The following is a 15,477-nucleotide window of genomic DNA, read 5'->3' on the forward strand; positions in this document are numbered from 1 at the left end:
GGGGTGAGGAGGGTGCCCTTCTCCGGGAAGCGCATCTCGATCAGGGGGACGACGCCTTCGTTGACGTCGAGTTCGGCCGCGCGTTCCGGGGTGTCGGCCAGGTTGCGCAGGACGGGCGCCAGCCACTTCTTCAGGAAGACGCCGTCGGCGTAGTCGCCCGCGTGGTTGATGGGGCCTTTGGCTTGGGGCGATGTGCCGGTGAAGTCGATGACCAGGGGGACGGCGGCGGCCTTGTCGACGGTCAGCGTGATGCGCTGGGCGTGCAGGCGGGGCGGGTCCACGCCGTCGTGCTCGGCGTAGTCCTCCCAGACGAACGTGCCGTCCGGGATCTTGGCGAGGAGCTCGCGGCGGAACGTCTCGGTCGTGCGGTCGATGATCGCGTCGAAGCACGCCTCGACGTCGGCGCGGCCGTAGCGGGCGAACAGGTCGCCGAGGCGGCGGGCGCCCATCAGGCACGCGGAGCATTCGGCGTCCAGGTCGCCGGCGAGGGAGTCGGGCATCCGCGAGTTGCGGGTCATGATCGTCAGGGCCGCCTCATTGGGGACGCCCCGGTCCCACAGCTTGATCGGCGGGACCATCAGGCCCTCCTCGAACGCGCTGCGGGCGTGGCTCGGCATCGACCCGGGCACGGCGCCGCCGATGTCGTCGTGGTGGCCGAACGCCTGGACGAAGGCGACCACCGCGTCGTCGTGGAACACCGGGACCGTGACGCAGAGGTCCGGGAGGTGGCCGATGCCGCCTTCCGACAGGTACACGTCGTTGTGGAAGAACACGTCGCCGGGACGCATCTCGTCCGGCGGGAAGTCGCGCGCGACCGGCTGGACGAGCGCCGAGTAGGAGCGGCCGGTGAGCTTGCGGAGGCGGCGGTCGTGGATGCCGGCGCGGAAGTCGTGCGCGTCGCGGATCATCGGGGAGCGGGCCGTGCGGGCGATGGCCGTCTCGACCTCGCGTTCCACGGACGCGAGCGTCCCCTCGACGATCTCCAGCAGGATCGGGTCGATCATCGGGTCACCACCAGGTTGCCGTAGCCGTCGAGGCGGGCCGTGAAGCCGGGGTGCAGGGGCAGCGTCGAACCGAACTCCTCGATGACGGCCGGGCCCTTGATCGTGTCGCCGGGGGCGAGCTGGTCGCGTCCGAAGACCGCCGTCTCCTCCCAGGCGTCGAAGTAGACCGTCCGCATTCCGATGCGGGCCCGGGGCCGCTCGCCGCCCGGTGGACGTTCCGCCAGGCGCGGGCGCTCGATCGGGCCGATGCCGGAGACGCGCAGGTTGACCCATTCGACCGGGTGGCGCGGGTCGTCCCGGTAGCAGTACCCGTACTGGGCCTCGTGGGCGTCGTGGAACCGGCGGACGACCTCGGTGCGCAGCGCCTCGTCCGGCGGTCCGGCGGGGGCGGCGACCCGCACCTCGAACGCCTGCCCGTAGTAGCGCAGGTCGGCCGAGCGGGCGAAGCGGCGGCGGTCGTCCGGGAAGCCCTCGCGGGCGAGGGCATCGGCGGCCTCCGCTTCGAGGTCGGCGTAGACCTCGTCCAGCAGCGCCGGGTCGAGTTCGGCGTCGCGGACGACCCGGGTCCGGACGTGGTCGTTCTTCACGTCCACGGTGAGGAGGCCGAACGCCGACAGGTTGCCGGGGTTCTCTGGGATGACGGCGGCGGGCAGGCCGAGGACGTCGAGGAGGCGGCAGGCGAGCAGCGGGCCGGAGCCGCCGAACGCGACCAGGGGGTAGTCGCGGACGTCCAGGCCGCGCTTCACGGTGATCTGCCGGATGGCGTTGGCCTGGTTCCACGCGGAGATCTCCAGGATCCCGGCGGCGGCCCGCTCGACGGACAGGCCCAGGTCCTCGGCGAGGGCGCCGAGTCCCGCGCGGGCGGCGTCCACGTCCAGGGGCACCTCGCCGCCGAGCAGGTGCGGCGGGATGCGGCCGAGGACGGCGTGCGCGTCGGTCACCGTCACCTCGTGGCCGCCGCGCCCGTAGCAGCGCGGCCCGGGGTCGGCGCCGGCGCTGCGCGGCCCGACCTTCAGCGCGCCCTCCGGCGACCGCCAGGCGACCGACCCGCCGCCCGCGCCGACGGTCACGATGTCGATCATCGGGATCTTGACGGGGTGGCGGCCGACCGCGCCCTCGGTGGTGAGGGTCGGTTCGCCGTCCAGGACGACGGCGACATCGGTGGACGTCCCGCCGCCGTCCAGCGTCACGACCGAGCCGTGGCCGCTGTAGGAGACGACGAACGCCGCCCCGAGCGCGCCCGCCGCCGGGCCCGACAGCACCGTGGTGATCGGCTGCCGGGCGACCTCCTCCGCCGACAGCACGCCGCCGTTGCTCTTCATCACCAGCAGCCGGGACGCGACGCGCTCGGCGATCCGCGCGAGGTAGCCGTTCATCGCGGGTTTGACGGCGGCGTCCACGAGCGTCGTCACCGACCGCTCGTACTCGCGGTACTCGCGCAGCACCTCGCACGACAGCGACACGACCGCGTCCGGGTGCTCGCGGCGCAGCACCTCCCGCATCGCCAGCTCGTGCGACGGGTCGGCGTAGGAGTGCAGGAAGCACACCCCGATCGCGAGGACGCCCTGGTCGCGGAACCAGCGGGCCGCCCGCGCCGCCGACTCCTCGTCGAACGGGCGCAGCTCCGCGCCGGTGTGGTCGAGCCGCCCGCCGACCGCCCGCACCCGGTGCACGGGGACGATCCGCGGCGGCTTCACCCAGAAGTAGCTGTTGCCGTAACCGTCGGGGACGCTCTGCCGGGCGATCTCCAGCACGGACTCGAAGCCCTCGGTCGTGATGAAGCCGAGGTCGTCGACGCGGTCCTCCAGCAGCCGGTTCGTCGCGACCGTCGTGCCGTGCGACAGCGCCGCGACGTCCCCCGGCTCCGCGCCGGCCAGGCCGAGGACCTTCGCGACGCCGTCCGCGAACCCCTCCGCCGGGTCGGCGGGCGTCGAGGGCGTCTTGGTGGTGGTCAGGCCCCCGTCCTCGTCCAGCGCGACGACGTCGGTGAACGTCCCGCCCGTGTCGATCCCGATCCGCAGCCGCCTCGCCATGACCATGGGTCTACCGGACGCCGCCGTGTTTTTGAAGTCCCGGCCTGCGGCGCTCGCCTGGGGTTCGCGCCGCAACCGGGCCCTGTGCGAGTGCGGCATCGCTTCGCGATCTGCCCGGCGAGGCTCGCCTCCGGCATCGCCTCACCGGCCAGGTAACGCACTCGCGCGTGGCTGGGGCCACTGCGAGACAGGCTCTAGGCTGAGTCCTTCCTGTACTTCACATTCGATGAGACCGCTGGAGCCCGTTCATGGCGCTTGAACGCCCCGAGATCGACTTCCCCGAGGGACAGCCGCCCACCTACCTCGACATCACCGACATCACCGAGGGCGACGGCCCCGAGGCCGCCAAGGGCTCGACCGTGTCGATGCACTACGTCGGCGTGTCGTGGTCGAGCGGCGAGGAGTTCGACGCGTCCTGGAACCGCGGCGGCACCCTGGACTTCCAGCTCGGCTCCGGCCGCGTCATCAAGGGCTGGGACATGGGCATCGCCGGGATGAAGGTCGGCGGCCGCCGCAAGCTGGTCATCCCGCCGCATCTCGCCTACGGCGACCGCAGCCCGAGCCCGGCCATCAAGCCCGGCGAGACGCTGATCTTCGTCGTCGACCTGGTCGGCGTGAGCTAGCGGCGGTGATCTAGCGCGGCGATCTGGCCGCGGTCAAAGCGGCGGGCAACCCGGGGTGAAAATCGGCCCGGGGCGCCCGCCGCAGCCGTTCCCGGGGCCGGGACGTCCGGTAAGCAGGACCTCATGATCGGAGTCCAGTCCGGGCGGCGCCCCGCGTGAGCCGCGCCCGCGCCTCCAAGAGCGCGTGGCGCGCCGGGCTGGGGCTGTTCGCGCTGGCCGGCGTCGCGGCCGGGTACGAGGCGCGGCCGGCGCTGAGCGCCGTCGACTTCCTCAGCTACTTCACGACCCTCAGCAACCTGATCGGCGGCGCGGCGCTGCTGGCCGGCGCCGTCCCCGGCCTGCACGGGCGGCCCCGGGTCGACTGGCTGCGCGGCGCCGCCGCCCTCTACCTCGCGATCACCGGCGTCGTGTACGCGCTGGTCATGGGCGGCCGGGTCGACGGCTGGACGGACTGGGCGCAGCACCGCGTCGTGCCCGTCGCCGTCCCGCTCGACTGGCTGCTGTTCGCGACCGCGCACCGGCTGCGCGGCTGGCGGACGCTGCTCGGCTGGCTCGCGTTCCCGCTCGCCTACCTCGGCTACACGATGGCGCACGGCAGCGCCACGTCCTGGTATCCGTACCCGTTCCTGGACGCGCCGCGGTACGGGTACGGCGTGTTCACGTCCTACACGTCCCTCATCGCGGCGATGTTCGTCGTGCTGGCGGCGGTCCTCATCGGGTGGGCCGACCTGCATCGGCGCGCCCTGTTCACGCCGGCGATGCGCGAGGCCCGGACGTGAGCCGGCCGGACGCGGGTCAGCGGGACCGCCGGCCGAGCAGGTAGCCGAGGGCGGCGCCGGCCAGCGCGACGGCTCCGCCGGTGACGAACGCGGCGGCCATCGGCAAGGCCGCGGGCGCCCGCTCCGGGACGGCCGCGGCGCGCCCCGCGTAGACGGCGCCGGACGCGGGCGGTGCGGCGGCGGGCGCGGGTTCCGCCGCCGGGGCCGCGGTGAGGTCGCGTTCGACGGCGGCGAAGAACTCGCCAGCGGTGCGCTTGGCGACGCTGCCCAGCATCCGCTGCCCGACGCCGCCGACCATCCCCCCGACGACCGCGTCCGCGTCGTAGTCGATGCGGGTCGCTCCCTCGCCGTCCGACAGCCGGACGCGGACCGTGGCGTCGACCGTGCCGGGCGCGCCCTGCCCCTGGGCCCGCAGCACGAACGAGCGCGGCGGGTCGGGTTCGGCGAGCTCGACCCGTCCCACATAGGTGCCCTGGATCGAGGCGACGCCCGCGGTGACGGTCATGCGGTAGGTGTCGGGGCCCGTCTCCTCCAGGGAGCGGCACCCGGGGATCGTCCTGGCGAGCACGGCCGGGTTCTGGAGCGCGTCCCAGACGCGGTCGAGCGGCGCGGCGACGCTGGCACTGCCGGTGAGCTGCATGACCCGACTTTAGAGAACGCCGCCGCGCCGCCGAACGGCAACATCTGCCGAGTACACGCCGAGCATTGGGCAGATGCGCGCCCCGGGCGGCCTGGAATGATCAGATATGTCCGGCAGGTTTCGGCGAGTGCGAACCCCGGTCGCCACTCGCGCGTCAACCGAAGCGGAACCCCCCAACTGAAGACCCCCCACCGAACGGAGTACGTGGCAGATGCGAGGGAAGACTCCCGTGATCGCCATGGTCGCCGCCGGAGTGCTCGGCCTGGCCGCGGGCGGCTGGCCCGTGCTGACCGCCGCCGCCCAGCCGGGCGACTCCGGACCCTCGATGCGGACCCAGCTCGCCTCCGTCCTCGGCGATCACCAGTGGGCGACGCCGAAACCCGGATCCTGGACGATGCCGCAGCCCTCCCCCGACGGCCTGCCGCCGGTCATCGACCACATCGAGACGCAGGACCGCGTCGTCTTCCTGACCATCGACGACGGCTACACCTACGACTCGGAGTTCGTGAACCTCGTCCGCAAGGAGAAGGTCCCGATCCTGACGTTCCTGACCTCCACCTACATCAAGGGGCAGGGGCAGTACTTCTGGGCCATGCGCAACGCCGGCTCGCCGATGGAGAACCACACCGTCACCCACCCCAACATGGCGACGCTCGGCGCCGAGGCGCAGAAGAAGGAGATCTGCGACTCCTCGGACGCGATCCAGAAGCAGTACGGGCGGCGGCCCCAGATCTTCCGGCCCCCGTTCGGCAGCTTCAACAAGACCACCAAGCAGGTCGCCAAGGAGTGCGGCATCAAATCGATCCTGCTGTGGTCGGCGGAGTTCTACAACGGCACCACCGGACCCAAAGTCGGCTTCAACGGCTTCGCGCGCGGCGACGGCGGCAAAGGGTTCAAGCCCGGCGACATCATCCTCATGCACTACCGCAAGGGCCTCGCCCAGGAGTTCCAGATGATCCTCGGCTGGATCAGGCAGGCCGGGTTCAAGCCCGCCGCCGTCCAGAACTACCTGCCGGAATCCCTCGGCGGCAACGCCCCGGCCAAAGCCGCCCACACCTGAAAAGCGACCTTCCCGGAGGAATCCCGGTTAGGCCGAAACCCCAGGTAGACGTTGACTAGGGTCAACACGCTGGCGGGGTTGAGGTCCCCCGCTACCCGAGCCGACCCCGCCAGCACCCGCCCACGTGCCGAGGTGCGTCAGACGATTCTCGCGCCTTCGGGTACGCGCAGCGACGGGTCCTGCGCGGCGCGCTCGCGGAGGGTGTAGAGGGCGTCCGGGGAGAGCGGCATCGCGTCCACGCGGACGCCCTCCGCGTCCTCGACCGCCGACGCGATCACGGCCGACACCGGGATGACGCCGGCCTCCCCCGCGCCCTTGATGCCGAGCGGGTTCAGCGGCGACGGCGTCTCCAGGTGGTCGGTCTCGATGCGCGGGATCTCCGTCGCGTACGGCATCAGGAAGTCCATGAACGACGCGTTGAGCAGCTGGCCCGACTCGTCGTACACCATCCGCTCGTACAGCGCGCCGCCGACGCCCTGCGCGACACCGCCGTGGATCTGGCCCTCGACCACCATCGGGTTGATGAGCCGCCCGCAGTCGTGGACGACCGCGTACCGCAGGATCGCGATCTCCGCCGTGTCCGGGTCGACCTCCACGATCGCGGCGTGCGCCCCGGCCGCGAACGTCGACCGGACGGGCGAGTAGTAGTCGCGTCCCTCCAGCCCCGGCTCGTCGCCGGACGCGACCGGCGGCTCGGTGGCCGGGCGGCCGACCGCGAACTGCGTCGCCGCGGCGGCCTCCTCGTCGAACGCGTACCGCAGCGGGTTCGACAGCACCGCGACCGTCCGCAGCGGGACCGACGCCGACATGTCGCCGCGCACGTGCACGACGCCGTCGGTGATGTCCAGGTCGCGCGGGTCGGCCTCCAGGGCCTCCCCCGCGATGCGCAGCGCCTTGTCGCGGACCTTCCGGCAGGCCAGCGCGATCGCGTTGCCGCTCATCACCGCCGCGCGGGACGCGAACGTGCCGACCGCGTACCCGAACCGCCGCGTGTCGCCCGTCGTGACCTGCACGTCCCCGATGGGGACGCCCAGCTCGGCGGCGGCGATCTGCGCGAACACCGTCTCGTGGCTCTGGCCCTGCGAGGTCAGCCCGGTCGACACGTGCACCCGCCCGGCGGTGTCGATCTCGACGTGCCCGCCCTCGTAGGGGCCGACGCCCGTCCCCTCCACGTAGACGCCGAGGCCGATGCCGAGGCGGCGGCCCCGGGCCGCGGCGGCGGAGCGCTCGGCCCCGAAGCCGTCCCAGCCGATCAGCTCCCGCGCCTTGCGGAGCAGCTCCGGGTAGTCGCCCGAGTCGTAGATCAGCGGGCGGCCGTCCTGGAAGGTGAGGCCCTGGTCGTAGGGGAACTCGTCGGGCTGGATGAAATTGGCGGCGCGCACGTCGGCGCGGTCGCGGCCGAGGTGGCGGGCGATGCGGTCCATCGTCCGCTCCATGCAGAACACGCCCTGCGGGCGGCCCGCGCCCCGGTACGGCGTGACGATCAGCGTGTTGGTGTAGAGGCTGACGACCTCCGCCCGGTACGCGCCGATCCTGTACGGGCCGAGCAGCTGGGTGGACGTGACGATCGGGATGATGATCCCGTACGGGGTGTAGGCGCCGTGGTCGTGCCGGATCCGCACGTCCAGGCCGAGGACGCGGCCCTCGTCGTCGAACCCGACCCGCACGTCCTGGAGCTGGCCGCGCTCGTGGGCGGCGGCCACGAAGTGCTCGCGGCGGTCCTCGGTCCACTTGATCTCGCGGTCGAGGAGCCGCGCCGCCCACGGGACGAGCACCTCCTCCGGCCACGGGTGGACGATCTTCACGCCGAAGCCGCCGCCGACGTCCGGGGCGACCACCTCGACCTTGCCGTTCGGCAGCCCGAGCCGCGCGGCGATCGCGGCCCGCACGCTGGTGGACGCCTGCGTGGAGGAGTACACGCGCAGCGACCCGTCGTCGGCGTCCCACCGCGCGTACACGCCCCGCCCCTCCAGCGGCATCGACGCGCTGCGCTCGATGGACAGGCTGAACTCCAGCACGTGCGGCGCCGCCTCGATCGCGGCGGGCGCGTCCCCGTTCTCCTGGACGAGGACGGCCCCCACGTTGCCCGGCACGTCGTCGTGCACGAGGTGCTCGGCGCGCGACGCCGTCTCGATGCCGACGACGGCGGGCAGCGGCTCGTACTCGACGCGGATGCGCTCGGCGGCGTCCTCGGCCAGGTAGCGGTCCCGGGCGACGACCATCGCGACGGGCTCGCCGACGTGCCGGACGACGTCGCGGGCGAGCGGGTACCCGGTGCGGCCGTGCGTCAGCGCCGGGTGCGGGATGAGCAGCGGCAGCGGCTCGCCGACCCGGCCGGGAAGGTCCTCCCAGGTGTAGATGGCGACGAGGCCGTCGACGTCGAGCGCCTCCGACACGTCGATGTCGGCGATGCGGGCGTGCGCGTGCGGGGACCGGGCGAACGCCGCCGCCAGGGCGTCCCGCCCGAGGTCGTCCAGAAAGCGGCCGCGCCCGGTGAGGAGCCTGCCGTCCTCGCGCCGCTTGACCGGTTCGCCGAACACCCGGGTGCCCATCACGACTCCTCAGAGAGCAGGTCGGCGGCGCGGTGCACCGACTTGACGATGTTCTGGTACCCGGTGCACCGGCACAGGTTCCCCGAGATCCCCTCCAGGACCTGGTCCTCCGTCGGGTGCGGCGTCTCCCGCAGCAGCGCCGTCACCGTGCACAGGAACCCGGGCGTGCAGAAGCCGCACTGCAGCCCGTGGCAGTCGCGGAAGGCGCGCTGCACCGGCGACGGCGTCCCGTCCTCGGCGGCGAGCCCCTCCACGGTGGTGACCTCGTGGCCGGCGGCGGTGACGGCGAACATGAGGCACGACCGGACCGGCTCCCCGTCCAGCAGGACGGTGCAGCAGCCGCAGACGCCGTGCTCGCAGCCGACGTGCGTGCCGGTGAGCCCGAGGTCGTGCCGGAGCAGGTCCGACAGCAGCCGCCGCGCCGGGACGCGGGCCGTGCGGTGCGTCCCGTTGACGGTCAGCGCGACCTCGAAGCTCTCCTCCATCAGTCCTCCGCCTTCCGCAGCGCGTCGGCCGCCGCGGCGTTGAGGGCGCGCTCGGTGAGCACGCCGGTGAGATGCCGCCGGTAGGCCGCGCCGGCGTGGATGTCGGGTTCCGGGTCGATGCGCTCCCGGACGTGGGCGGCGGCGGCCGCCCAGTCGCCGTGGTGCCCGGCGGCCTCGGTCAGGTCGAGGACGAGGGGCGTCCCGGCGATGCCGAGGTAGCCGGCGCGGGCGTCGCCGACCCGCAGGTCCTCGTCGAGGGAGACGACGGCCGCGACGCCGGACAGCGCGTAGTCGCCGTGCCGGCGGGCCGTCTCGGCGAACGCGGTCCCGGTGCGGGGCGGTGCGGCCGGGAAGAACGCGGCGACGGCCAGCTCGCCGGGGTCCAGTGCCGATTCGAGCGGCCCGAGGAAGAAGTCGGCGGCCGGGATCGTGCGGCGGCCCCGGGCCGACGCGGCCTCGACCGTCCCGCCGAGGACGGCGAGGACGGCGGGCATCTCGGCGGCGGGGTCGGCGTGCGCGAGGCTGCCGACGACCGTCCCCCGGTTGCGGATCACCGGGTGCGCGACGTGCCGGAGCGCCTGCCCGAGCAGCGGCTGGACGGCGGCGGCCGCCGCCGAGCGCTCCACCCGCGCGTGCCGGGCGAGCGCGCCGACCCGCACGCCGTCGTCCCGCACGTGCAGGGTGTCGAGCTCGGCGACGCGGTTGATGTCGACCAGGTCGGACGGCGCGGCGAGCCGCATGTTGAGCAGCGGGATGAGGCTCTGGCCGCCCGCGAGGACCTTCCCGCCGGGCGCGGCGGCCAGCGCGTCCAGCGCCTCGCCGAGGGAGGCCGGGGCGTGGTAGCCGAACGGAGGCGGCTTCACCGGGACGGGCCGCCGATCTCCTCTTCCGACGGCGCGATGATCCCGGCGCCCGAGCTCTCCGGTCTGCGCAGCGCGTTCAGGACGTGGTAGCCGACCAGGACCGCGATGGTGCCGAGCGCGATGCCCTGCAGCGGGAAGTCGTCGGTGATCTGGAGCGTCACGTTCCCGATCGCCAGAATGATCGCGGCCGCCACCGGGACGAGGTTGACCGGGTCGGCGAAGTCGACCCGGCTCTCGATCCAGATCTTCGCGCCGAGCAGGCCGATCATGCCGTAGAGGACGACGGTGATGCCGCCGAGCACGCCGCCCGGGGTGGCGGCGACGAGCGCGCCGAACTTGGGGCACAGCCCGAACAGGATCGCGACGATCGCGGCGACGTAGTACGCGGCCGTCGAGTAGATCCGGGTGGCGGCCATGACGCCGATGTTCTCGGCATAGGTGGTGGTGGGCGAGCCGCCGACGGCGGAGGCGAGCGCGGTGCCGACGCCGTCCGCGGCGATGGCGCGGCCGAGGACGGGGTCCAGGTCCTCGCGGGTCATCGCCGACACCGCCTTGACGTGCCCGGTGTTCTCCGCGATCAGCGCGATGACGGCGGGCAGGGCCAGCAGGATCGCCGAGGTCTTGAAGTCGGGCGCGTGCAGGTCCGGGAACCCGAACCAGTCGGCGCCCTTCACGCCGGTGAAGTCGACGCGGTCGTGCGGGAACGCGGTGGCGACGCAGTAGGGGCCCTCGGCGGTGCACGCCTTGCCCGCCCCGTCCAGGAGGTTCTGGCTCGGCAGCACCGAGGTGATCTTGCCGGCGGTCTGGTCGAGCACCCACGACAGCGCGAACCCGAAGACCAGCGCCAGCAGGATCGTGATGCGCCCCCAGAACCCGCGCAGGAGCACCGCGCAGAGCACGGCGAACGCCAGCGTCGCCAGCGCGACCCACTGGTCCTGCGGCCAGTAGACGGTGGCGACCACCGGGGCCAGGTTGAACCCGATCAGCATGACCACGGCGCCCGTCACCACGGGCGGGAACACCTTGTGGATGACCTCGGCGCCGGCGAAGTGGATCAGCAGCCCGATCGCCAGCAGCACCAGGCCCGCGACGAGGATCGCGCCGGTGACGGTGGCGCTGTCGCCGCCCGCCGCGCGGATCGCCGCGACCGCGCCGACGAACGAGGCGCTCGTGCCGAGGTAGCTCGGCACCCGGCCGCCCACGATCAGCAGGAACAGGATCGTCGCGACCCCGGACATCATGATCGCCAGGTTGGGGTCCAGGCCCATCACGACCGGGAACACGAACGTCGCCCCGAACATCGCCACCACGTGCTGGGCGCCGATGCCGGCGGTGCGCGGCCACGACAGCCGCTCGTCCGGCCTGACGACCTCCCCGGGCGGCGGCGTCCTGCCGTCGCCGTGCAGCTTCCAGCCGATCACCATCGGGGTCCTCCTGCTCAGCCGACCGCGCTCATGCGGGCAAGGTAGATCTACCCCCGGGGGCGGGCATCGGCGACATCTGCCAAAGCCCGCGCCCGGGATTGGGAGGACCGGCTCGTGCCGGCGGCGCGGCGTCCTGGATCACCGCGACGGCGACACTACCCTCAGATACCGCGCATGCGCAGCACGTGGAGGGCGAGGGTGAGGTTGAGGCGGAGATGCGCGTCCTCGGTGAACGCTCCGAGCATCCGTTCCAGCTTCCCGATGCGGTACCGCAGCGTGTTGTAGTGGAAGTGCAGCCTCCGGGCGGTTTCGGCGACGTTGAGGTTCGTCTCCAGCAGCACCTGCAGGGTGCGGCGCAGGTCCACGAGCTCCGGCTCGTCGTCGGCGGCCAGGTCCCCGAGCGTCTCGCGGACGAACGCGTGCAGCTCGTCCGGATCGGACACGAGGCTCAGCAGCCGGTACACGCCGAGCTGGTCGAAGTGCGCCCTGGCGCCCGTGCCGTTCAGCTGGCGGCCGACCCGGACGGCCTTCACCGCCTGCTCGTACGCCTCGGGCAGCTCGGCCGGGGACGCCACCGTCCGGCTGATGCCGGTGGAGAACGTCCGCCGCACCGGCAGATGCTCGGCGAAGATCGACGAGGCCTCCTTCACCATCGCCTGGACCGGCCCGGTCGTCCACTCGGCGGGATCGTCGCCGTCGGCGCCGACGACCGCGACGACCTCGTGCGCGAAGCTCGCGACCGCCGCGCCCTTGTCGTGCCGGCGGACGGCCGTCGTCCACGCGGCGGCGAGCCGCTCCTGCGCGGCCCGCTCCTCGGCGCCGCGGACGCCGCGCGCCGCGCCCTCGGGGTCGGCCGCCTTGCCGCGCCCCTTCCCGTCGGGCTCCGGCCCGGCGCCGCGCGGGCGGCCGTCGAGCTCGGCGACGACCACCATCATCGGGCGGTCCAGGTCCCAGCCGAACCCGCCGCAGTGCGCGACGACACGGCCGTCGTCGCCGGCGCGCCCGGCGAGGATGTCGCGCAGGAAGTCGGCGCGGTACTTGCTCTCCACCGCGGCGACGGCCTGCTGCTTGGTCACCACGAGCGCGGCGACGGTCGCGGCGCGCTCCAGGATGCCGAGGTCGGTGCCGCGCAGCGTGCCGCCCGGGCTGAACGCGACGATCCGGCCGTGGTCGAAGCCGCCCGCCATCACGGGCACGGCCAGGTGGTCGCCGGTGCCGTGCGCGCCGATGATGCCGCAGCCGCCGCGCCCGCAGGCCGCGTGCCGGCCGGCGTCGAACGCCCGCATCGCCTGGACGTGCTCGTCCGGTCCGGCGCCGGCGAGCACGCGCTGCTCGCCGTCCAGCACCACGACCGCGACGTCCAGCAGCGTCGCGACCTCGTCGACGACCTCCTGGAGGCCGCCGCCGCACAGCACGATCTGCACGAGCGCGCGGTGGACCTCCTCGGTGCGGGCGAGAACGGACGCCTGCCGGTTCAGGATGTCGGTCAGGACCTGGTTCAGGATGTCGTCGAAGCCGACGTCGTTCGGGAGCAGGATCAGGGGGAAGCCGCGGCGGTCGGCCTGCGCGATCATCTCGGCGGGGAGCGAGTCCAGGTAGCGGCCCAGTTTGATGGCCAGGGCCGCGAGGCCGCGCTCGTCCAGGTCGGCGACCAGGTTGTCGAGCGACTGGGGGGTGTTGCGCAGTGGGTAGCCGGTGGTCAGGAGCAGCTCGTTCGGTTTGACCCACGACAGGATGTCGGGGACCTCCATCACGTTCAGCCGCTGCACGACGCGCTCGAGTCCGGCCCGTCCGGCGATGAGGCGGGCGCCGTTCAGGGTGCTGACGCCGAGGACCTCGCCGACCGACAGGCCGTAGGTCAGTGTTCCGGTGCTCGCGAGCCTGAGGGCCGGTGGGCCCGGGTCCGCGCTGGTGTAACTCATGCCAGGGGTCACCTCGCCTTTTGGTGCGTACATCGCCCGTTACGGCGTGATCGCTACCTGTTCCTGATCAACACTGACAACAAAGACGAACGATGACAACCATCCTTGGCAGCTTTATCCATACGTCCAATGCCGGGGCCGTTCTACCTTCGTCGCGGAGGCCGGGCCGTCCGCGTCGGGGGCGGCCGCCGACACCGGCCTCGGGAGGCTCCGTGACCGCACTCGTCCGCGACCCGATCCGGCTCCCGGCCCGGCCCGGCGGGCGGCCGCCCGCCGCCGGCGCCGCGAGCCTGGCGCTGCGGCCGGTGCTCGACCCGCCGCGCCGCGCGGCCCGCGTCATCGCCGTCTTCCCGGCGGCGCTGTACCTGGAGATGCGGGGCGGTCTCGAGCCGCGCGTGCTCGCCGTCGTCACCTCCGACGCCGGCCGGCTGCCGAACGCCGTGGTGGTCGTGGCCACCCGCCGCGAGCAGCCGTTCCGCTCGATCCGCGAGGGCGGCGAGGCGTGGGTGGGCGACGGCTGGGTGGAGGCGGGCCCACTCAACGTGCGGATCCGCCGCTGGTGGGACCCCTCGCCCGCGCTCGGCGGGATGCGGCCCGCCGCGCTCGCCAAGGGCGTGCACACCCTGGAGGCCGAGCTGACCGCCGCCGGCGCGCTCACCGCCGCCGGCCTGACGGGCGGCGGCCTGGCCGGCCATCCCGACCCCGTCTCGCTCGCCGGGTCGTGCGCGGCCGGCGACCTGGCGGGCGCGGTGGAGGCGGCCGAGCGGATCGTGGGCCTCGGCCCCGGGCTGACGCCGAGCGGCGACGACATCCTGTGCGGGCTGCTGGCCGCGCTGCGGCTGGTCGGCGGCGCCGTCCGGCACGGCGAGCCGGCGGTGCGGCTGGCCGACTGGCTGGGCGCCGCCGTCACCGCCGACGCCGGCACCCGTACGACGGCGCTGGCCGCGACGCTGCTGCACTGCGCGGCGGCGGGCAACGCGGGCGCCGAGGTGGCCGCCGTCCTGCGCTGCGTCGCGGGCCGCGAACCACCGGGCGCCGCCGTCCGCCGCCTGCTGGCGGTGGGCCACACCTCGGGCGCGGACCTGGCGCACGGCGTCCTCGCCGGCTGCCGCGCCGCGCTCGCTCTCGCCGACGCCGCCGATCTCCCGTCCCGGAGGGTGCACGCGTGAACGAATCGGTCGAGGTGCGGCGGGGAAGCTACCACGATTCGGTCACGCTCATGCGGGTGAGCCGGCTGCTGTCGGACCGGCCGGGCGTCGCGGACGCGATGGTGGCGATGGGCACCGGGCTGAACCGCGAGATGTTCGAGCGGATGGGGTTCGGGGTGCCGGACGAGGCCGGTCCCGACGACCTGGTCGTGGCGGTCCGGGTGGACGGCGGCGGGCTCGACGAGGCGCGCGAGGCCGTGGACGGGCTGCTGCGCGAGGCGTCCCGCCCGCCGGCCGGGGCGGGCGTGCTCGGGGCGCCCGCGCCGGCCCGGTCGACGGGGTCGGCGGCGCGGCGGGCGGAGGCCACGGTGGCGCTGCTGTCGGTGCCGGGGCCGCACGTGTTCCCCGAGGCGATGGACGCCCTCGACGCCGGCCTCAACGTGATGATCTTCAGTGACAACGTGCCGCTCGCCCAGGAGATCGTGCTGAAGGAGGCGGCGGCGCGGCGCGGGCTGATCGTGATGGGGCCGGACTGCGGGACGGCGCTGGTCGGCGGCGCCGGCCTGGGGTTCGCGAACGCGGTGCGGCCGGGTCCGGTGGGCGTCGTCGCGGCGTCCGGGACGGGCGCGCAGCAGCTGATGTGCCTGCTGGACGCGGCGGGCACCGGCGTCAGCCACGTGCTGGGCGTCGGCGGCCGGGACCTGTCGCCCGAGGTGAGCGGCCGGTCGGCGCTGTCCGCGCTGGCGGCGCTGGACGCCGACCCGGGCACCGAGCTGATCGTGCTGGTCTCGAAGCCGCCCGCGCCGCAGGTGCTCGACCTGATCCGGGAGGCCGCGCGGCGGCTGGACACGCCGGTGGTGTTCGCGCTGCCGATGGCCGGCGAGGACGACCTGACGCGGGCGGCGGGCAAGGCGCTGAAGGCGCTCGGCCGGACCGTCCCGCGG

12 protein-coding genes and 1 pseudogene are annotated in these 15,477 nt (G+C 73.9%); 5 read left to right on the forward strand and 8 right to left on the reverse strand.

Annotation, left to right across the window (positions count from 1 at the left end; translation table 11 throughout):
• Positions 1-1,004, reverse strand: a 1,004-nt coding sequence (locus tag E1293_RS33645; protein WP_132201840.1) for a hydantoinase B/oxoprolinase family protein, incomplete at its 3' end; no start/stop codon positions are given.
• On the reverse strand, positions 1,001-3,037 hold the full coding sequence (locus tag E1293_RS33650; RefSeq protein WP_132201842.1) for a hydantoinase/oxoprolinase family protein: 2,037 nt from the start codon (positions 3,035-3,037) through the stop codon (positions 1,001-1,003). The genes E1293_RS33645 and E1293_RS33650, both read right to left, overlap by 4 nt.
• Before the next feature lie 248 nt (positions 3,038-3,285).
• Between E1293_RS33650 and E1293_RS33655 the strand changes: the two genes are divergently transcribed.
• Together E1293_RS33655 and E1293_RS33660 are read left to right on the forward strand one after the other, a co-directional pair.
• Positions 3,286-3,660 (forward strand): FKBP-type peptidyl-prolyl cis-trans isomerase, encoded by a 375-nt coding sequence (locus E1293_RS33655; protein WP_132201844.1) that lies wholly within the window; start codon positions 3,286-3,288, stop codon positions 3,658-3,660.
• A 155-nt stretch (positions 3,661-3,815) separates the two neighbouring features.
• Entirely contained in the window at positions 3,816-4,439 is a 624-nt protein-coding gene (locus tag E1293_RS33660) for a Pr6Pr family membrane protein (RefSeq protein WP_132201846.1), read from the forward strand.
• Positions 4,440-4,455: 16 nt separating this feature from the next.
• Here the strand turns inward: E1293_RS33660 and E1293_RS33665 are convergent, their stop codons facing one another.
• Positions 4,456-5,079 carry an SRPBCC family protein gene (locus tag E1293_RS33665; RefSeq protein WP_132201848.1) on the reverse strand — a complete coding sequence of 208 codons (624 nt, stop codon included), beginning with the start codon at positions 5,077-5,079 and terminating at the stop codon, positions 4,456-4,458.
• Between the two features lie 211 nt (positions 5,080-5,290).
• Here E1293_RS33665 and E1293_RS33670 point away from each other — a divergent pair, with 211 nt between their 5' ends.
• Complete coding sequence (locus E1293_RS33670) at positions 5,291-6,139, forward strand: polysaccharide deacetylase family protein (protein ID WP_132201850.1); 849 nt, start codon at positions 5,291-5,293, stop codon at positions 6,137-6,139.
• Positions 6,140-6,276: 137 nt separating this feature from the next.
• Here the strand turns inward: E1293_RS33670 and cutA are convergent, their stop codons facing one another.
• From cutA to E1293_RS33695, 5 genes are all read right to left on the reverse strand, one after another.
• Complete coding sequence (gene cutA / locus E1293_RS33675; protein WP_132201852.1) at positions 6,277-8,691, reverse strand: aerobic carbon-monoxide dehydrogenase large subunit; 2,415 nt, start codon at positions 8,689-8,691, stop codon at positions 6,277-6,279.
• Positions 8,691-9,176: a (2Fe-2S)-binding protein gene (locus tag E1293_RS33680; protein WP_132201854.1), complete on the reverse strand. Its 486-nt coding sequence runs from the start codon at positions 9,174-9,176 to the stop codon at positions 8,691-8,693. The genes cutA and E1293_RS33680 overlap by 1 nt, the downstream gene beginning before the upstream one ends.
• Positions 9,176-10,039, reverse strand: a complete 864-nt coding sequence (locus E1293_RS33685; RefSeq protein ID WP_132201856.1) for an FAD binding domain-containing protein — start codon at positions 10,037-10,039, stop codon at positions 9,176-9,178. Before E1293_RS33685 ends, E1293_RS33680 begins: the two co-directional genes overlap by 1 nt.
• On the reverse strand, positions 10,036-11,463 hold the full coding sequence (locus E1293_RS33690) for a uracil-xanthine permease family protein (protein ID WP_132201858.1): 1,428 nt from the start codon (positions 11,461-11,463) through the stop codon (positions 10,036-10,038). Before E1293_RS33690 ends, E1293_RS33685 begins: the two co-directional genes overlap by 4 nt.
• 161 nt (positions 11,464-11,624) lie before the next feature.
• On the reverse strand, positions 11,625-13,385 hold the full coding sequence (locus E1293_RS33695; RefSeq protein ID WP_132201860.1) for a PucR family transcriptional regulator: 1,761 nt from the start codon (positions 13,383-13,385) through the stop codon (positions 11,625-11,627).
• Positions 13,386-13,597: 212 nt separating this feature from the next.
• Here E1293_RS33695 and E1293_RS33700 point away from each other — a divergent pair, with 212 nt between their 5' ends.
• Positions 13,598-14,554 (forward strand): oxamate carbamoyltransferase subunit AllH family protein, encoded by a 957-nt coding sequence (locus E1293_RS33700; protein ID WP_132201862.1) that lies wholly within the window; start codon positions 13,598-13,600, stop codon positions 14,552-14,554.
• Positions 14,551-15,477: pseudogene (locus E1293_RS33705) on the forward strand (FdrA family protein); the annotation flags it as partial. The gene E1293_RS33700 and the pseudogene E1293_RS33705, both read left to right, overlap by 4 nt.

Origin of the sequence: Actinomadura darangshiensis, assembly GCF_004349235.1 — a bacterium.
GTDB classification, from domain to species: Bacteria; Actinomycetota; Actinomycetes; order Streptosporangiales; family Streptosporangiaceae; genus Spirillospora; species Spirillospora darangshiensis.